This is a genomic window from Myxococcus stipitatus DSM 14675, from assembly GCF_000331735.1.
GTDB classification, from domain to species: domain Bacteria; phylum Myxococcota; class Myxococcia; order Myxococcales; family Myxococcaceae; genus Myxococcus; species Myxococcus stipitatus.
In genome coordinates this window covers 7,606,829-7,624,214 of record NC_020126.1, presented here as the reverse complement: position 1 = coordinate 7,624,214, position 17,386 = coordinate 7,606,829, and the positions used below count along the sequence as shown (strand labels likewise).

The 17,386-nt window shown below is 68.3% G+C and carries 14 protein-coding genes; 9 read left to right on the top strand and 5 right to left on the bottom strand.

From position 1 onward, the window contains the following. Window positions 1-92 precede the first annotated feature (92 nt). Both MYSTI_RS29340 and MYSTI_RS29335 read left to right on the top strand, forming a co-directional pair. Window positions 93-854, top strand: a complete 762-nt coding sequence (locus tag MYSTI_RS29340) for a Stp1/IreP family PP2C-type Ser/Thr phosphatase (protein ID WP_015351443.1) — start codon at window positions 93-95, stop codon at window positions 852-854. A 214-nt stretch (window positions 855-1,068) separates the two neighbouring features. Continuing rightward, complete coding sequence (locus tag MYSTI_RS29335; RefSeq protein ID WP_015351442.1) at window positions 1,069-1,986, top strand: M23 family metallopeptidase; 918 nt, start codon at window positions 1,069-1,071, stop codon at window positions 1,984-1,986. A gap of 84 nt (window positions 1,987-2,070) precedes the next feature. Here MYSTI_RS29335 and MYSTI_RS29330 read toward each other — a convergent pair whose 3' ends face one another. Together MYSTI_RS29330 and rlmM are read right to left on the bottom strand one after the other, a co-directional pair. Then, on the bottom strand, window positions 2,071-2,775 hold the full coding sequence (locus MYSTI_RS29330) for a nucleotidyl cyclase domain-containing protein (protein ID WP_015351441.1): 705 nt from the start codon (window positions 2,773-2,775) through the stop codon (window positions 2,071-2,073). A gap of 48 nt (window positions 2,776-2,823) precedes the next feature. Beyond that, complete coding sequence (gene rlmM, locus MYSTI_RS29325) at window positions 2,824-3,846, bottom strand: 23S rRNA (cytidine(2498)-2'-O)-methyltransferase RlmM (RefSeq protein WP_044281557.1); 1,023 nt, start codon at window positions 3,844-3,846, stop codon at window positions 2,824-2,826. A gap of 341 nt (window positions 3,847-4,187) precedes the next feature. Here rlmM and secA point away from each other — a divergent pair, with 341 nt between their 5' ends. The 6 genes from secA (at window position 4,188) to MYSTI_RS29295 (ending at window position 11,733) form a co-directional block, all read left to right on the top strand. Next, on the top strand, window positions 4,188-7,040 hold the full coding sequence (gene secA, locus MYSTI_RS29320) for a preprotein translocase subunit SecA (RefSeq protein WP_015351439.1): 2,853 nt from the start codon (window positions 4,188-4,190) through the stop codon (window positions 7,038-7,040). Window positions 7,041-7,438: 398 nt separating this feature from the next. Further along, window positions 7,439-8,413 (top strand): 30S ribosomal protein S2, encoded by a 975-nt coding sequence (gene rpsB / locus MYSTI_RS29315; RefSeq protein WP_015351438.1) that lies wholly within the window; start codon window positions 7,439-7,441, stop codon window positions 8,411-8,413. Window positions 8,414-8,573: 160 nt separating this feature from the next. Further along, window positions 8,574-9,227, top strand: a complete 654-nt coding sequence (gene tsf / locus MYSTI_RS29310) for a translation elongation factor Ts (RefSeq protein WP_015351437.1) — start codon at window positions 8,574-8,576, stop codon at window positions 9,225-9,227. 190 nt (window positions 9,228-9,417) lie between these two features. Then, window positions 9,418-10,170, top strand: coding sequence for a UMP kinase (gene pyrH, locus MYSTI_RS29305; RefSeq protein WP_015351436.1), 753 nt, complete (start codon window positions 9,418-9,420; stop codon window positions 10,168-10,170). Between the two features lie 43 nt (window positions 10,171-10,213). Beyond that, window positions 10,214-10,771, top strand: coding sequence for a ribosome recycling factor (frr, locus tag MYSTI_RS29300; RefSeq protein ID WP_015351435.1), 558 nt, complete (start codon window positions 10,214-10,216; stop codon window positions 10,769-10,771). Beyond that, on the top strand, window positions 10,771-11,733 hold the full coding sequence (locus MYSTI_RS29295; protein WP_015351434.1) for a diguanylate cyclase: 963 nt from the start codon (window positions 10,771-10,773) through the stop codon (window positions 11,731-11,733). Before frr ends, MYSTI_RS29295 begins: the two co-directional genes overlap by 1 nt. On the opposite strand, the gene cyaY is transcribed toward MYSTI_RS29295, so the two are convergent. Together cyaY and MYSTI_RS29285 are read right to left on the bottom strand one after the other, a co-directional pair. Then, window positions 11,730-12,062, bottom strand: coding sequence for an iron donor protein CyaY (cyaY, locus tag MYSTI_RS29290; protein ID WP_015351433.1), 333 nt, complete (start codon window positions 12,060-12,062; stop codon window positions 11,730-11,732). The genes MYSTI_RS29295 and cyaY overlap by 4 nt on opposite strands. Before the next feature lie 13 nt (window positions 12,063-12,075). Further along, complete coding sequence (locus MYSTI_RS29285; protein ID WP_015351432.1) at window positions 12,076-12,570, bottom strand: SixA phosphatase family protein; 495 nt, start codon at window positions 12,568-12,570, stop codon at window positions 12,076-12,078. 196 nt (window positions 12,571-12,766) lie between these two features. On the opposite strand from MYSTI_RS29285, the gene MYSTI_RS29280 reads away from it, so the two are divergent. Continuing rightward, on the top strand, window positions 12,767-13,435 hold the full coding sequence (locus tag MYSTI_RS29280) for a hypothetical protein (RefSeq protein ID WP_015351431.1): 669 nt from the start codon (window positions 12,767-12,769) through the stop codon (window positions 13,433-13,435). A gap of 21 nt (window positions 13,436-13,456) precedes the next feature. Here MYSTI_RS29280 and MYSTI_RS29275 read toward each other — a convergent pair whose 3' ends face one another. Continuing rightward, on the bottom strand, window positions 13,457-17,236 hold the full coding sequence (locus MYSTI_RS29275) for an FAD-dependent oxidoreductase (protein WP_015351430.1): 3,780 nt from the start codon (window positions 17,234-17,236) through the stop codon (window positions 13,457-13,459). Between the last annotated feature and the right edge of the window lie 150 nt (window positions 17,237-17,386).

Sequence of the window (17,386 nt, the reverse complement as noted above, 5' to 3'; positions counted from 1 at the left end):
CTGCAAGGTCATCCGTGTCCTTGCCCCATCCCAGGGTCTCACATAGCATCCTTGGTGTGTCCAACACCGCAGGGCAGACCGCGGCCTCCCGAATGAAAGTCGTCTCCGCTGGCCTGACGGACGTCGGGCGGAAGCGCAATCACAACGAGGACAGCTTCCTCATCGACGATGAGCTCCAGCTCTACGTCGTGGCGGATGGCATGGGCGGCCATGCGGGGGGCGGTACTGCCTCGCGCATCGCCGTGGAGACCATCGACAAGGAGCTCCGGCGGGCTCGGGAGAGCAAGGACAATCCGTTCCTGTCCGTCCCCAACCTCCAGGAGTCACCCATCCCGGAGGCGCTGCGCACGGCCGTGGAGAGGGCGTGTCTCGCCATCTACACGGCGGCGCAGGAAGACCCGCGGCTGTCCGGCATGGGCACCACGGTCATCTCCCTGGTGGTTCGTGACGAGCACGCGTTCTTCGCGCACGTGGGAGACAGCCGCGCGTACCTCATCCGCGGCGACCTCATCCAGCAGATTTCCGAGGACCACTCGCTGGTCAACGAGCAAATCAAGGCGGGGATGATCACGCCCGAAGAGGCCAAGCATTCCCGCTACAAGAACATCATCACCCGTTCCGTGGGCTTCGAAGAGGAAGTCCAGGTGGACGTGATGGGGCTCGTCTCCGAGCCCGGTGACGTGTTCCTGCTGTGCTCCGACGGCCTGGCCAACATGCTCGAGGACCGCGAAATCCACGAGGTGGTGGCCAACGCGAAGAGCTTCGACGATGTGCCCAAGCGCCTCATCGACTTCGCCAACGAGCGCGGAGGTGATGACAACATCACCGTCATCGTCGTGCGCATGGCCACCTGAGCCACGCGCTGCGTGGTCGAGAAACACCTCGGCCAGTCACTGTTGACCTTGACACTCTTGGAAACTGAATGGTAGCTGCCCAAACGTTTCCAACCCTGGCAGACGCAGCCAGCGGACGGAGCTGAAGGGGTGTGGCGGTGGGGGGAGGTGTTGGGCGTGCAGGAGTGACTTAGCTTCTGACGCCGGATGTCCCACGCAAGCAGGGAGCTGTCCCGTGGCGAAAAAGTCCTTCACGTTGATGGTGATCCCGGACCACGACGCGCCGGTGAAGCGGTACACCATCCAACGCTCGTTCCTGATGCAGGTGGGGATGGGGTTGATGCTTGTGGTGGGACTGGGCGCGGGCGCGAGCATCCATTACTTCCAGGTCGCCGCGGATGCCTCGGAGAACCGCATCCTGCGTGAGGAGAACCTGACGCTGCGCTCGCAGCTGAAGTCCGTGCGGGAGCGCATCGAGCACATCGGCTCCACGTTGGACAGGGTGGAGCGCTTCGACCAGAAGCTGCGGGCGATGACGCTCTTGTCGGACCCTCAGCGGAATCTGGCCATGGGCCCCACGGAGCCGGAAGCCGGGACGCAGGTGCCGACGACCGACACCCAGTTCACACAGCTCACCACGACGGAGACGCCCAAGCTGTTGATGGGGCGGCTGGACAAGCTGAGCGCGGAGGCCACCCGTCAGGAGCAGAGCCTCCAGGAGCTTCAGGCGTACTTCCAGGACCAGAAGTCCATGCTGGCCTCCACCCCGTCCATCTGGCCGGCGCGCGGCTGGGTGACCAGCGACTTTGGTCAGCGAGTGGACCCGTACACGGCCGACCGGGTCATGCACGCGGGCCTGGACATCGCGGCGCCGCACGGCAAGGAAGTCTATTCACCGTCGGACGGCACGGTGGTGTTCGCGGGCTTGGAGGGTGGCTACGGCAACGTCATCGTCGTGGACCACGGCTATGGCATCAAGACGCGCTACGGCCACCTGGCGAAGATGCTGGTGAAGGCGGGCGACCGGGTGAAGCGCGGCGCGCTCATCGCGGCGGTGGGCAACACGGGTCGCTCCACCGGTCCGCACCTGCACTACGAGGTCCGCGTCAACGGCATCCCGCAGAACCCCCGCAAGTTCATCCTGGAGGAGTAGCGGTCCGCCGGGCCTCCCGAGGTCCGCCCCAGGAAGTGCCGCGAGCAAGAGGGCCCCGAGTCGGGCCCTCTTCTTTTTGGGGCCTCAGAGCGTCGCGGGACCCGGGATGGACGCGTCCAGCCGCAGACGTCTGCGCTGGAGTCCCTCCGCGCGGCCGCTGCGCTGCATGACGTGCGCGCGCTCCAGCTCCGCCCAGAGCAGGGGCCCCAGCACCTGCCAGTGCGAGGGCGAATCCACCGTCACCTCCAGCAGGCTCACCGTCCACGAGGGGATGTCGGCGTCGGGCGTGCCCTCGGGGAGGACCCGGCGCACGTCGCGCGACAGTCGCTCGTGCGTGGGGGCGGCCAGGTCCTCGCGCACGGTGAGCTGGGAGGTGGGCACCAGAAGGGCCGCGAAGGCGTCCGGGTGCAGGCGAACCACCTTGGCGCCCGGGTACTGCGCGGCGAGCGACTCCACGGTGCCGCGCAGAATCGCGTCGCCGGTGGCGAAGCCGAAGCGGGCGTTGAGGTTGATCATCCCCTTCACGTCCGCGATGACCGCGCCCACGCGCCAGCCGTCATGGTGCGCGTGCGTGGACAAGTCGTATTCCTCCTTGAGGAGGTTGCCCTGGGTGAGGGCGGGCACCTGGAGCGCGCCCGTCTTCGCGTCCGGGTGGCCGCGCCGGGCCTGCTCGGCCTGGAGGAGCGCCTCGACGGCGGCCTGCACGGGGGCCTGCGGGCTGCGGGTCAGCACCCACGGGTAGAGGGCGATGAGGGCGGTGGCGGTGGCGTCGTCGAGTGGGTAGGGCATCGGGCGGGTTCTCTAGCGTGTCGAGGGCTGTCGCGCAGGTGCTTCCCCTCAGCGAAGCTGGTGGGCTGTCACCGTCACTTCATCCCGGTCGTGGTAGAGCTGCCGGAGGGTGAGCTGCTTCCAGCCGCCGTCCTCGACGAGCGTGTGCCGCACCCGCAGCAGCACGGAGTTCTTGTCCTTCATGGGCAGCTTGATGTTGGCCACCAGATGGCTGGCCCAGCCTCGCCGTCCCCACTTCGCGAGCAGCTGGGCGACCTCCAGCGGGCGCCAGGCCATGTCGCAGAAGAGCCAGTCGACGGGCTCCTCGGGGGTGTAGGCGAAGGCGCTCTCCTGCACGTGCTTCACCCGACCGTGGGCCGCCAGCTCCGGCATCAGCTTCGCCGGGTCCACGGCCACCACCTTCGCGCCTCGGGCCACCAGCCGCTGCGTCCATCCGCCCGGCGCGGCGCCCAGGTCCACGCAGACGTCGCCGCGCCCGGGCTCGAAGGGCAGTCCGTCCAGCGCCTCCTCGAGCTTCATCGCGGCCCGGGACGGGGACTCGCCCTCGCGCCGCATGCGCCGCCGGCCTCCGGGGGCAAGGGAGATGGCCTCGCTCGCCGAGACGAGCCCCAGCACCGTGACGCCGTCCGGCGCGACACAGAGGGACACGAGCAGCGCGCGGGACTCCCGGGCGCGCCCCGCGTCGTCGAGCAGACGCTCCGAGGGGAGGCGTGCGCGGACGGCCGCCTCCAGCGCCTCCGCGGAGGCGGCCAGGGTGTTGCCTCGGGGGCTGTCGGGCGTGAAGGCCTGGACGACCCACGGGCGGTTGCTGGAGAGGGTGCCCAGGGCCCGAGCGACGGCCTCCGCCTGCGCGTCGGGTGGACCCGAGGGCAGGGAGGCGACCACCTGATAGGCGGCACGCGCGAAGGCGGGGACGGTGGCGGGCCGCTGTTCACTCTCCACCAGGGCGTCGCCGAGCAAGCGAGGGTGGGTGTCCGCCCAGGCGAGCTCCTCGAAGAGGTGAGGCTCGAAGCCCGCCCGGCATGTCCACAGCCAGCGCCCCGGCTGAGGGACGTGGGTCTGTGGGGGCATGGGGGGAATGCGCGCCCTGGGCGGAGCGGGAGGGGGCGGCGCGGCGCGTGCAGGCGTGGCCCCACCCGGGGTGGGCGCCTTCCTGGGTTGGGGAGGGCCGGGGCGGCGAGGCGGCTTCTGGGGAGCGCCCCGGACAGGCCGGCGGCGTGGATTTCGCGGAGGGGACATTGCGTAGGCTCGGTTCCGCTTTACTCTGAACCGATGCGCGCTGGGCAACCGGCCGAGAGGAAGTTTCAGGGGGCGCGCGTGGTTTCCCACGAAGCCTCCCTTACATCTCCAGGGATTTCCCTTCACTCGCCGCCGTCCTTCGAGGATTCTCCGGCGCCGAGAGAGTCTACCGAATGATCGAATGGACGCTGAAGAAGCTCATCGGGACCAAGAATGAGCGTGAGCTCAAGAAGGCCCGCGAGAAGGTCATCCGCATCAACGAGCTGGAGAGCCGGATGCGGGCCCTCAAGGACGAGGACTTTGCTGCCGAGACGGCCCGGCTGAAGCAGGAGATCCAGAACGGAAGGCCGCTGGACGGCCTGCTGTTCGAAGCCTTCGCGCTCATCCGCGAAGGCTCCCGCCGTGTCATCGGCCAGCGTCACTACGACGTGCAGCTCATCGGCGGCATGTTCCTCCACGAGGGCTGCATCGCGGAGATGCGCACCGGTGAAGGCAAGACGCTGACGGCGACGCTGCCTTGCTACCTCAACGCCCTGTCCGGGCGCGGGGTGCACGTCGTGACGGTGAACGACTACCTCGCCCGCCGCGACGCGGAGTGGATGGGGCGCGTCTACAAGTTCATGGGCATGACGACGGGCTGCGTGCTCCACGAGCTGTCCGACAAGCAGCGGCAGGAAGCGTACCGCTCGGACATCACCTACGGGCAGAACAACGAGTTCGGCTTCGACTACCTGCGCGACAACATGAAGTTCCGCTTGCAGGACTACGTCCAGCGCGAGCTGAACTACGCCATCGTCGACGAGGTGGACTCCATCCTCATCGATGAGGCGCGCACGCCGCTCATCATCTCCGGTCCCACCGAGGACAGCACGGACAAGTACTACCGGGTGGACCAGGTCATCCCGGGTCTCGTGCCGGACCAGGACTTCACGCTCGACGAGAAGCACCGCTCCGTGTCGCTCACGGACGACGGCATCGAGAAGCTGCAGAAGCGGCTGAGCGTGTCCAACCTCTACGACCCGGGCGAAATCGAGACGCTCCACCACGTCGAGCAGGCCCTGCGCGCGCACACGCTCTACAAGCGCGACAAGGACTACGTGGTGAAGGACGGCGAGGTCGTCATCATCGACGAGTTCACCGGCCGCTCCATGCCGGGCCGCCGCTGGTCCGACGGTCTCCACCAGGCCATCGAGGCCAAGGAGGGCGTGAAGATCGAGAACGAGAACCAGACGCTGGCGACCATCTCGTTCCAGAACTACTTCCGCATGTACTCCAAGCTGTCCGGCATGACGGGCACCGCGGACACGGAAGCGGAGGAGTTCGCGAAGATCTACAACCTGGACGTCCGCGTCATCCCGACCAACCGCCCGCCCATCCGCAAGGACCAGCAGGACGTGGTCTACAAGACGGAGCGCGAGAAGTTCGAGGCGGTGGCGGCTCAGATTGAGGAGCTGCACAAGGCGGGGCAGCCAGTGCTCGTGGGCACGGTGTCCATCGCCAAGAGCGAGGTGGTGTCCAGCTTCCTGAAGAAGCGGGGCGTCCCCCACAACGTGCTCAACGCCAAGCAGCACCAGCGCGAGGCCGACATCGTCGCGCAGGCCGGCCGCAAGGGCGCGGTCACCATCTCCACCAACATGGCCGGCCGCGGCACGGACATCCTCCTGGGCGGCAACGCGGAGGTGCTGGCGAAGGCGGCCGTGGGCCCCGCGCCGGAAGCCCCCGCGCCCCAGCCCCCGCAGCCTCCCGCCGCGGAGGGCGCAGCGCCGCAGCCGGACCCGATGGTCGCCTACCAGCAGGCCCAGGCCGAGTGGGAGCAGAAGCTGGCGCAGACCCAGGCCAAGCTGGACGAGGAGACCAAGAAGGAGCGCACGGAGGTGATGGAGGCCGGCGGCCTGTTCATCATCGGCACCGAGCGCCATGAGTCCCGCCGCGTGGACAACCAGCTGCGCGGTCGCGCGGGCCGTCAGGGTGACCCGGGCGCCAGCCGGTTCTTCCTGTCGCTCGAGGACGACCTGATGCGCATCTTCGGGTCCGAGCGCATCCAGGGGCTGATGGAGCGGCTGGGCATGGAGGAGGGCGAGGTCATCGAGCACATCTGGCTCACCCGCGCCATCGAGAGCGCCCAGAAGCGGGTCGAAGGCCACAACTTCGACATCCGCAAGAACCTGCTCGAGTACGACGACGTGATGAACCAGCAGCGACGCACCATCTACAAGCTGCGTCGTCAGGTGCTGGCCGCGGGCGCGGGTGTCCCCTTGGTGGAGTACACCGAGGACCCCAAGACGCGCGTGAAGACCCGCTCCGAGCAGACGGTGACCTGGGCGGACTTCAAGGAGATGGTGCTGGACGCGCTGGAGGACGTCATCGTCTCCATCGTCGACACGTACGCGCCCACCAAGGGCTCGGACGGGTGGGACCTGGAGTCGCTGTCGAAGAACGTCAAGGAGACGTTCGACCTCGACATGAACTTCGAGGGCGTGGGCAACCGGGACGAGCTCCAGGACCACATCTTCAAGGCGGCGGAGAAGGTCTTCCGCACGCGTGACGAGGAGTTCGGCGAGAACTTCCTGCGCTTCCTCCAGTACAACTACCTGGCCACCATCGACCGGCTCTGGAAGGAGCACCTGCTGGGCATGGACCACCTGCGCCAGGGCATCGGCCTGCGTGGCTACGGCCAGAAGGACCCGAAGCAGGAGTACAAGCGCGAGGGCTACCAGGGCTTCATCCAGACGCTCTCCGCCATCAAGGCGCAGTTCGTCTCGCAGCTGATGCGCGTGCAGCCCCGGTCCGCCACCAGCGCGGAGGAAGAGGCGGTCCGCATCCAGCGCCAGCTGGCGCAGCAGCAGAAGCGGGCGGTGGAAGGCCGTGGCACGGCGGAGGGTAAGCTGGACGAGGCCTCCGTGGCCGCGGCGGCCCGGCCGGCGGCCGCTCAGCAGGGCCCCCGCGTGGGCCGCAACGACCCCTGCCCCTGTGGCAGCGGCCGCAAGTACAAGAAGTGCCACGGCGCGGCGGAGGCCAGCGTCTAGGCAGCCCTCCCGGGACCTCCGGGAGCAGGGAGGCCCCCGGCGCGGCGGCTGCTCCAGATCGGAGCGGGCCTGTCCGCGCCGGTCGTTTTTGTGACGCGAGGCCCAGGCCTAGGGGCTTCAGAAGGCGGGCTGGGGGACAGGGGGCCGGGCGGGGGCCTCCTACCCGCCACGCCCGGTGAAGCGAAGCTTGCGCCTGCCGGAAGGGTTCTGTTAAGGACCCCCCGCCTCGTAGTCGGGGGCGGGGCCCCTGGCCTCGGGTAGTACCCACTTCACACACGCCCGTGCCGGTCGCCGGTGCTCCCGTGAGTGGAGGTCTCCTCTGAAGAAGAGGGCCTCGCTCGACGGAGGTCACGGCCGGAGCAGCACTCGGGTGTGGCGGACATAACCGGAGAAACAACATGTCGATCGACACGCAGGAAACGCAGACGCAGCAGCAGGCCATGGCCGCCGCCGGCGGCATCACGATGCGGCAGCTCCTGGAGGCCGGTGTTCACTTCGGCCACCAGACGAAGCGCTGGAACCCGAAGATGAAGCCGTACATCTTCGGCGCCCGGAACGGCATCTACATCATCGACCTGCAGAAGACGGTCTCGATGGCCCGCGCGGCCTTCCGCTTCGTGGCGGACGTGACGGCGCGTGGTGGCTCGGTGCTCTTCGTCGGCACCAAGAAGCAGGCGCAGGACGTCATCCGCGAGGAGGCGTCGCGCGCCGGTCAGTTCTTCGTCACCAGCCGCTGGCTGGGTGGCACGCTGACCAACTTCAAGACCATCAAGCAGGGCATCGACCGGCTGAAGACGCTGGAGAAGATGGCCGAGGACGGCACCTTCGAGCGTCTGCCGAAGAAGGAAGTCGCCTCGCTGGAGCGTGAGCGCGAGAAGCTGGAGAAGAACCTGGGCGGCGTGAAGGAGATGTCCAAGCTGCCCCGCTGCGTCTTCGTCATCGACCCGAAGAAGGAGCACATCGCCATCCACGAGGCGACCCGTCTGGGCATCCCCGTGATTGGCCTGGTGGACACGAACTGCGATCCCGACGGCATCGACTTCGTGATTCCCGGCAACGACGACGCCATCCGCTCCATCAAGCTCTTCACGTCGAAGATCGCCGAGGCCTGCATCGAGGGCGCGGCCCGTTACCGTGCCTCGGGCGCGGCGGAGCGCGACGAGCAGGAGGAGCGCGAGGGCCGTGATGACCGCCGTGAGCGTGACGACCGCCGTGGCCCGCGCCGTGGCGACCGTGACCGTCGTGGCGGTGGCGACCGTGACCGGGGCGGCGAGCGCCGTGGTCCCCTCGTCGAGATGAAGGGCGCCCCCGCGGTGGCCGATGCTCCCGCCGAGGCGGCTCCTGGCGAGGGTGGCGAGGCGGCGGCGGAGTAGTCCTCCCCTCTCACTTCGAAGTCTTCGTGGCGGCCGGGTGGCGCATCAGGACGCTGTCACCCGGCCGTCCGTGTTTTCCGCCGTACGCAGTATCCCCTTGAACCTATTTGCTCCGCCCGGCGCATGGCGCCCTCATTCGAGGCGGAGGCAGGAGACGAAGATGGCTGAGATCACCGCCCAGATGGTGAAGGACCTCCGCGAGCGGACCAGCGCGGGCATGATGGACTGCAAGAAGGCGCTGGCCGAGACGGGCGGCGACTTCGCGAAGGCCGAGGAGTGGCTGCGCAAGAAGGGCATCTCCCGCGCCGCTGGCAAGGAGGGCCGCGTCGCCGCCGAAGGTCTGGTCGGCACGTACGTCCACGGCGGCCGCATCGGCGTGCTGGTGGAGGTCAACTGCGAGACCGACTTCGTCGCTCGCAACCCGGACTTCCAGGACCTGGTGAAGGAAGTGGCGATGCAGATTGCCGCCGCCAACCCCAAGTTCGTCCGCCGCGAGGAAGTCCCCATGGACAACTTCGAGAAGGAGAAGGACATCCAGCGCGAGCTGCTCAAGCAGCAGGGCAAGCCCGAGGCGATGCTGGAGAAGATCCTCGTGGGCAAGATGGAGAAGTACTACGAGGGCGTCTGCCTCGTGGACCAGCTCTGGGTGAAGGACGACAAGAAGAAGGTCAGTGACATGATCACCGAGCGCGCCGCCAAGATTGGCGAGAAGGTCTCCGTGCGCCGCTTCGTCCGCTTCGAGGTGGGTGAGGGCATCGAGAAGAAGAAGGACGACCTCGCCGCCGAAGTGGCGAAGACGCTGAACCAGGGCTGAGTGCCATCCAGCCCCTCCGGGGCTGGAGCCACCCTGAGAGGGCCGTGTCACCCGTCCGGTCGGGATGGGGGGCGCGGCCCTCGTCATTGCGGGCTCTTGCGAGCCGGGGCGATGGGCAGCGGACGGTGTGCGCTCCGTGTCCGACTCGGGCGTTGATATGGCGCCAACCGGGGGATAGAAGCAAAAACGCATGTCCTCCGACACAAAACAACCGCTCCGTTACAAGCGCATTCTCCTCAAGCTCTCGGGCGAGGCCCTGATGGGGGAGGGGAAGTACGGCATCCATCCGCCCACGCTGAGTGGCATCGCCGATGAGGTCATCGAGCTGGCCCAGGCGGGGGTGGAGGTGGCCCTCGTCATTGGTGGAGGCAACATCTTCCGCGGCGTCGCCGGGGCGACGGAGGGGATGGACCGGGCCAGCGCCGACTACATGGGCATGCTGGCCACGTGCATCAACTCCATGGCCATGCAGGACGCGCTGGAGAAGAAGGGCCTGCACACGCGCGTGCTGTCCGCCATCAAGATGGAGCAGATTGCCGAGCCCTACATCCGCCGGCGCGCGGTGCGCCACCTGGAGAAGGGCCGCGTGGTGATTTTCGCCGCGGGCACGGGCAACCCGTACTTCACCACCGACACGGCCGCGTCGCTGCGCGCCATGGAAATCAACGCCGAGGTCATCCTCAAGGCGACGAAGGTGGACGGCATCTACAACGCGGACCCGAAGAAGGAGCCGACCGCGCGCCGCTACCGCTCGCTGACGTACATGGACGTGTTGAAGCAGAACCTCAATGTGATGGACTCCACGGCCATCTCACTGTGCATGGACAACAAGCTGCCCATCATCGTCTTCGACCTCACGGTGCAGGGGAACATCCGGCGCGCGGTGTTGGGCAATGGCGAGATTGGTACCGTCGTGGGTGGCAGCGAGACGGCGTGGGCCTGACCTCGCGGATGCACCCGGACTCGCGTTCAAGGAGAACTCGACTATGAGCGGAGATGTCGTCGTTGAATTGAAGGGCCGCATTACGAAGACCATCGAGGACCTCAAGCGGGAGCTGAGCAAGGTGCGCACCGGTCGCGCCAGCACCGCCATCCTCGACAACATCCGCGTGGACTACTACGGCACGCCCACGCCGCTGTCGGGTGTGGCCAGCGTCAATGCCCCCGAGCCCCGGCTCATCATCATCAAGCCGTGGGAGAAGAGCATCCTGAAGGAAATCGAGAAGGCCCTTCGCGAGGCCAACCTCGGCATCAACCCGATGAACGACGGCGAGATGATTCGCCTGCCCTTCCCGCCGCTCACCGAGGAGCGCCGCAAGGACATCGTCAAGCAGGTGAAGGCGAAGGGCGAGGAGCACAAGGTCGCCATCCGCAACATCCGCCGCGACGCCAACGAGTCGGTCAAGGCGCAGCTGAAGGACAAGAAGATCACCGAGGACGACGAGAAGCGCATCTCCGAGAAGGTCCAGAAGGAGACGGATGCGGGCGTCGCCGAGGTCGACAAGGTGATTGTCGCGAAGGAGAAGGAGGTCATGTCGGTCTGATGGCCTTCGTGCTCCTGGCCGAGCCCGCCGCCTCCGTGGCGGGCGTGCTGCGCCGGTACCTGGAAGGGGCCGGCCACGAAGTGACGTCGGTCGCCAGCGCCGAAGAGGCGCTGCGCGCCGCGCGTGAGCGTCCCCCTGCCGTCGTGCTGGCCGCAGGGACAGGAGCACTGGATGGAGAGGCCCTGTGCCGGAGCCTGCGCTCGCAGGGGCTCCAGGTGCCAGTGCTGTTGATGTACTCGCCCGACGAGGAGCACGCGGAGGAGCGTGCCGCGCAGGCGGGTGCCGAGGGAGGACTGGTGGGCCCGCTCAAGCGCGCCACCGTCCTCACCTGCGTCTCGCTCCTCGTCCAGCGTGACGAGGCCCGCCGCGCCAGCGTGCCCGCGGCCCGGGTGCCCTCGCAGCCCCAGCCGCCAGTGCCCATGGCCCGGCCCGAGCCCGCGTCGACGAGCACGTCCGCGGACTTCGAGTTCCTCAAGCGCTTGATGCTGATGGAGGTGAAGCGCAGCCGCCGCTATCGCTACCCCATCGCCTTGTTGATGGTGGAGCTGGATCGCTTCGCGGAGCGCTCCTCGGCCCTGGTGCCGGCCGCGCGCAAGGGGGCGCTGGCGGAGGTGCTGGGTGTCCTGGTGGAGGGCGTGCGCGACATCGACGTGGCGGTGCCCTTCGCGGACAGCCGCTTCGTCGTCTTCCTCCCTCACACTCCGCGCTCAGGGGCGCGCATCGTGGCGGAGCGCCTGCGGGAGAAGCTCAAGTCCGTGGCGGGCCTGCCCTCGGGCACGGCCTCCGTGGGGGTCGCCGTGTCGGAGCCTCCCGCGGCGCGCAAGGACGCGGCGCCGGGCGCCCCGGGCCAGGCCGTCAGCTTCGGCGGCCTGCTCAAGGACGCGGGCGATGCGCTGCGACGGGCGCAGGCAGCGGGCGGTGACTGGGTGGAAGTGGCCAGCGACGCCAGCCGGCCCGGCTAGGACGGGTAGACGAAGTCCGCTTCGCTGATATCGCGGACCACGCCGGCGACGAACTGGAAGAGCTCGAGCCCCCGGCCCTTGTCGTCACGCCAGGTGCCCGTGGCGTCGTCGTAGCTGAAGTGGATGCCCTGGCCTCGTCCCGCGACCCAGATCTGCTTCACGGCGCGCTGGGTGTTGACGATGCACTTCTCCCGGGAGGGGGCGGTGAGGGTGAGCATGTCGCCCGTGCTCTCCGCCTCCAGGATGTCCGGGTCGATGGCGTCCGCGGCGGAGAGCATCCGCTTGAAGACGGCGGCCACGAGTTGGTTGTAGCGGGCTTCGTCCATCATGGCCGTACGGGCCTCACTGGATGACGTCGAGCACCTGCTGATTCGGGGCCGCGTAGAACAGGAACTTGTAGTGCGGCGCCTCGCCCTCGGTGCGCTCCAGGGCGATGACGGTGCCCGGGTTGACGGGCTTCGGGAAGGACTGCATCCCGAGCAGGTGCGCCGCCAGGGCGCCCATGGTGGGCTGGTGACCGACGAGGACGAGGTTCTCGTCCGCGTGCTCGCTCAGCACCGAGTCGACCGTGCCCACGGGCACGTCCGGCAACAGGCTGCGGTGCGCCCGGAGCAGACCCTCGTGCTTCGCGACGAAGGACAGCAGCTGCGCTGTCTGCACCGTGCGAACCAGCGGGCTGGTCAGGATGAGGCCCAAGGGGCCCATACGCTCGGAAAGCGCTGCGAAGTGCGCGGCCATGTTTGCCCGAGCCTTCGCCGTGAGCGCGCGCGCTTCGTCGCCAAGACCCTCCGGGATCTCCGCGTCCGCGTCGCCATGCCTAACCAGGAAAATCCTCAAAGTCCCTCCACCAGTGCGACAGGACCGCGGTTCGTACACGACCGCAGCCGGGTCGGTCAAAGGTAATGCGGCGATTGTTCAGTGGCCTGAACAGCCGCGGCGTGACAGACAGGACGGAGGCCGCCCTCCCTCCCCACGCGTCCGCGCAGCATATACGCGGGGACTGACGGGCCGTCTCTCTCTGGAAGGAGTCGAAATGCGCAAGGCGCTGTGGGTCCTGGCGGGGCTGCTGGCCTTCTCGGGCTGTAAGAAGGATGGGGCCACGGGTAGCGAGGCACCCGGGGTGGAGGATGCGGGCCCCGCCGCCCAGGCCGCCGAGGAAGCAGCCGCGGCCGGGCCCTATGTGGTGACGCCGGAGAAGCTGACGGCCTACGTGGCGTACCAGCGGAAGATGCTGGAGGTGTACGGCTCCCAGGTGAAGGGGCTCCAGGGGCTGGGCGCGCTGGTGGATGCGGGCACGCCCGAGGCGATGGCGGAGCTGCGCGCCGGCCTCAAGGTGGTGGAGGCAAAGGCCAAGGCGGAGTCGGAGGCGCGCGCCGAGGCGGGGCTGAGCGTGACGGACGTCAACGGCATCGCGGAGGTCGTCACGGCCGTCATCGGCCAGCGGCAGCTGGGGCGCACGCTCCAGTACGAGGAGGAGCTCCACAAACTGGAGCAGCTCCAGGAGAAGCTGCCTCCCGAGCAGCGCACGGAGCTGGCGGCGCAGGTGGCGTCCATGCGCGCGCAGGTGGAGTCGTTCCAGAAGCTCGCGGACGTGCGCCGCCAGTTCGGCGACGCCAGCGTGGACGTGGTCCTCACGCGCGAGGAGGACCTGATGAAGAACTACCAGGAGATGATTCGAGTCTTCACCGGCACGCGCCGGTGAAGACCCGTTGAGCCCACCGCCTCAGACGCGCTTGAGGTGGGGCGCCTTCTTGAGCAGCTGCGCCAGGAAGAGGTCGGCGACCTTCTCCATGACGGTGTTGCCGCGCAGGCGCTGGTTGAGGTTGACGAAGTCCACCTGGTCCAGCCGCTGGTCCTGGTTGTAGCAGGAGAAGACCCACGTCTCCTTGCCCGTGCGCGGGTCAACGTGCCGCTGGAGGCACTGGGCGCAGATCTCCTTCATCATGCACTGCATCGGCGAGTTGATGGAGCCGATGGCCTCGTGGTCCGGCTTCAGGTGCGGCTGGAGCACGCCGTGCCGGGCCTCGGCCACCGCGCGCATCATCCGGTCCGAGCCGATGGCGATGATGCGGTCCACCTCGGACAGCTTGATGAGCGGCGCGGCGCTCAGCTTGCCCTCGGCGTAGGACAGCATGGCCTGCACCACGTTGCCTCGGAAGGCGGAGTCCTGCGGGCGCCGGGGCTCGATGGTGTCGCCGGAGTCCACGGACCAGACAATCTGGTCCGTGCCGGCCTCGATTTCGTCCTGCTTGAAGGAGTCCGACTTGAGGCGGTAGCCGGCGAAGTAGACGACGCGGCAGCCGGCGGCCTTGAGCGAGCGAGCGATGGAGAACAGCACCGCGTTGCCCAGGCCACCGCCCACGAGCGCCACCGTCTCGTTGTGGCCAATCTCCGTGGGAGCACCCGTGGGGCCCATCAGCACCACGCTCTCACCCGGCTTCAGCGCCGAGCACAGGCGTGACGAGGAGCCCATCTCCAGGACGATGGTGCCCATCAGTCCCTGCTCCTTGTCCACCCACGCGCCGGTGAGGGCCAGGCCCTCCATCGTCAGGCGCATGCCGTCGACGACGGGCGCGTTCCGCTCGAAGTTCTGGAGCCGGTAGAACTGGCCGGGCTGGAAGTGGCTGGCCGCGAAGGGCGCCTTCACCACCACCTCGACAATCGTGGGCGTGAGGCGCTTGACGGCCACCACCGTGGCGTTGAACGCGGCGTCCAGCTTCGCGAAGTGCGCGGCGCGCAGCTCCTCGCGCCGGGCCTGCGCCACCTCGTCGTCGAAGTCGAGCGCGGCCACTTCCTTGGCGTACAGCCGCGACACCTCCGAGTAGCCATCCTTCGCGCTGGCCATGGCCTTCACCACGTTGCCCGCGTAGGTGGGGTGGTTGTCGCCGTAGAACGAGATGAAGCGCCCGTCCTTCGCGTAGGAGGTGAAGAAGCCCACCTTCGAGTCCAGGTCTTCGCTGGCCTCCACGGGCTCGAGGTGGAAGCCGCCCTCGGACTCCACCAGGGAGTGGCCCTGGAAGTAGTCGCCGGCCTCGTCGAGCTTGAAGGTGCCCGGGTACTCGCGCTCGTACGTGACGTTGGGCGAGGTGCCCGCGGCCACGCACACCGTGCGCGCCGGCAGCTCGAAGAACTGGCCGCTGCCCTTGAGCTTGCCGTCCACCGTCACCATGCGCTCGAAGCGCAGCGCGCGCACCGCGCCCGTCGCGTCCGGCAGGGCCTCCACGGGGCTCATCCGCTCGATGAAGCGGATGCCTTCCTCCAGCGCCTTGGTGACCTCTTCGTGGTTGAGGCGGTAGGCGGGGGACTCCGTGAGGCTGCGGCGGTAGGCCAGGCTGACGCCGCCCCACGCGCGCACCAGCTTGATGAAGTCCGGCGAGCGGCCTTCTTCCTTCGCCTTCGCACGCTCGGCGCGCACGGCGCGGCCATGCTCCAGGAAGGTCTGGTAGGTGGCGCGCTCCTCGGCGTCCAGCTTCGCGAGGATGGCGTCCTCACCCAGCTCCGCCGCGAGCCGCTCGTGGCGCTCGATGGCCTTCTCCACCTGCACCGGGTAGTAGGCCATCAGCTCCGTGGCGGTGTCGATGCCGGTGAGGCCGCCGCCGATGACGATGGCGGGCAGCTGCACCTGGAGGTTCGCCAGCGAGTCCTTCTTGAAGGCGCCGGTGAGCTGCAGCGCCATGAGGAAGTCGCTCGCCTTGCGGATGCCCCGGATGAGGTTGTTCTTCATCCCGATGATGGTGGGGCGCCCGGCGCCAGCGGCGATGGCGATGTGGTCGAAGCCCAGCTCCCACGCGTCCTCGATGGTGAGCGTTCCACCGAAGCGCACGCCGCCGTGGATGCGGAAGCCGTCGCGCCGCGCCAGCGTCAGGTGGATGAGCGTGAGGAAGTTCTTGTCCCAGCGCACGGTGATTCCGTACTCGGACACGCCGCCGAAGCCCTCCAGCACGCGCTCATCCAGCTCGCGCGTCAGCGTGCGCCAGTTGTGGATGGGCTTGAGCGCGTGGCCGTTGCGGCCCACGAGCTCGTCGGCGAACGGCTCGATTTTCAGGCCGTCCATGCCGGTGACGCCGAAGCCCTCGTTGAGCAGGTAGTGCGACAGCGTGTAGCCGGCGGGGCCCAGGCCCACGACGAGCACGTTGCGGCCCACGTAGGGCAGGGCGTAGGGGCGGCGGATGTTGAGCGGGTTCCAGCGCGTGAGCAGCCCGTAGATTTCGAAGCCCCACGGCAAATCCAACACGTCCGTCAGCGCGGCCGTCTCCGCCAGCGGGATGTTCACCGGCTCCTGCTTCTGGAAGATGCAGGCCTTCATGCAGTCGTTGCAGATGCGGTGGCCGGTGCCCGGGCACATCGGGTTGTCCAGCGTCACCATGATGAGCGACGCCAGCGAGTTGCCCTCGCGCTTGAGCAGGTGGGCTTCCGAGATGCGCTCATCGAGCGGGCAGCCCGTGAGGGGGATGCCCAGCGGGTTCTTCTTGTAGCTGTGGCCCTCGGCGACCTTGTCCTTGGCGGGGAAGCCCGTGGAGCAGGAGTCCTTCTCGCGCTCGTGGCAGAGCACGCAGTAGTCCACCTCGTTCATCACGTCGCGCGCGGTGCCTCGGCGGTCGGTGAGCTTGAAGCCGTCGCGGTGGCGCAGGTGGTGCTCCAGGCCCTCGGTGGCCTCGGGGAGCTCCGCGTCCGGGCGCCGCAGCTGCACCAGCTGGTCGAACACCAGGGGCTTGGGCACGCGGTGCGTGGGCCAGGTGTGGAACTGGTCCTTCGTCTCCGGGTGCAGCGCGCGTGCGTACGTCCAGCGGTCCGCCAGCGACAAGAGCGCGCGGACGCACTGGAGCTCCGCGGCGTCGTCGCCGTGGGTGACCAGGCTCGAGCCGAACGCGTCGCGGCCCTCGGCCGTGGCCACCAGCGCGGCGCGCAGCGCGGTCCACCGGGCGCGCAGCGCGTCCGCCTTCGCCTGCTCCTCCGCGGGCAGGTTGCCGGAGAACAGGCGCTCCAGCTCCATGAGGCTGAGCACGGACTCTGCGAGGCCTCGCTCGAAGTCTCCGGCGGAGAGCGCCTCCGGGAAGCCCAGCTGCAGCATCAGCCGCATGCGGGCATCCAGCGAGGGGAACTCGGAGAGCGACGGCCGGTCGGCGGCGCCCTTCTTGAAAACGCGGCGGGTGATGAACTCGCGCTTGAAGTTGAAGAGGGGCAGCTCCCCCTTCAGGCTCCCCATCAACTGCTCGTGCTCCTGCTCGATGCGGAACAGGCGGGCGACGAAGCTCGACACGTGCCGGGCCACGCGCACCAGCAGGTCCGACTCGGCGGGGCCGGTGAGGCCCTGGCCTCCCGCCTGGCGGTAGGCGTCGAACGCCTTGAACAGCTCGGGGTCATCCTCGGCGAGACGCGCATCGAAGCTCTGGGCCAGTCGGCGCAAGCCTCGCGGGCGGTACAGGTCCTCGAAGGTGAATCCCGGCATGCCCAGTTGGAGGGAAGGGCCAGGGTCAGAGGGCAGGTTGGTCAAGGCGCGCATAGGAGTGAAGCAAAGATGTAGGAGGAACCGGGGGCAACGGCTCGCGAAAGGGGCCTATTTCGCGGCGAGTCGGCTGGAATGCAAGCGGCCTCGCGGACAACTCGTGAGCCAAGGAAATGGGAACGAATGGCTCCGGTCCCAGGATGGACG

Bases quoted from the DNA above. Each gene is read 5' to 3' on its own strand.
- secA (WP_015351439.1), top strand. From the start codon at position 4,188: ATGATCGAATGGACGCTGAAGAAGCTCATCGGGACCAAGAATGAGCGT.
- rlmM (WP_044281557.1), bottom strand. From the start codon at position 3,846: ATGCCCCCACAGACCCACGTCCCTCAGCCGGGGCGCTGGCTGTGGACA.
- rpsB (WP_015351438.1), top strand. From the start codon at position 7,439: ATGTCGATCGACACGCAGGAAACGCAGACGCAGCAGCAGGCCATGGCC.
- MYSTI_RS29295 (WP_015351434.1), top strand. From the start codon at position 10,771: ATGGCCTTCGTGCTCCTGGCCGAGCCCGCCGCCTCCGTGGCGGGCGTG.
- MYSTI_RS29280 (WP_015351431.1), top strand. From the start codon at position 12,767: ATGCGCAAGGCGCTGTGGGTCCTGGCGGGGCTGCTGGCCTTCTCGGGC.
- pyrH (WP_015351436.1), top strand. From the start codon at position 9,418: ATGTCCTCCGACACAAAACAACCGCTCCGTTACAAGCGCATTCTCCTC.
- cyaY (WP_015351433.1), bottom strand. From the start codon at position 12,062: ATGATGGACGAAGCCCGCTACAACCAACTCGTGGCCGCCGTCTTCAAG.
- MYSTI_RS29275 (WP_015351430.1), bottom strand. From the start codon at position 17,236: ATGCGCGCCTTGACCAACCTGCCCTCTGACCCTGGCCCTTCCCTCCAA.
- MYSTI_RS29340 (WP_015351443.1), top strand. From the start codon at position 93: ATGAAAGTCGTCTCCGCTGGCCTGACGGACGTCGGGCGGAAGCGCAAT.
- tsf (WP_015351437.1), top strand. From the start codon at position 8,574: ATGGCTGAGATCACCGCCCAGATGGTGAAGGACCTCCGCGAGCGGACC.
- MYSTI_RS29330 (WP_015351441.1), bottom strand. From the start codon at position 2,775: ATGCCCTACCCACTCGACGACGCCACCGCCACCGCCCTCATCGCCCTC.
- frr (WP_015351435.1), top strand. From the start codon at position 10,214: ATGAGCGGAGATGTCGTCGTTGAATTGAAGGGCCGCATTACGAAGACC.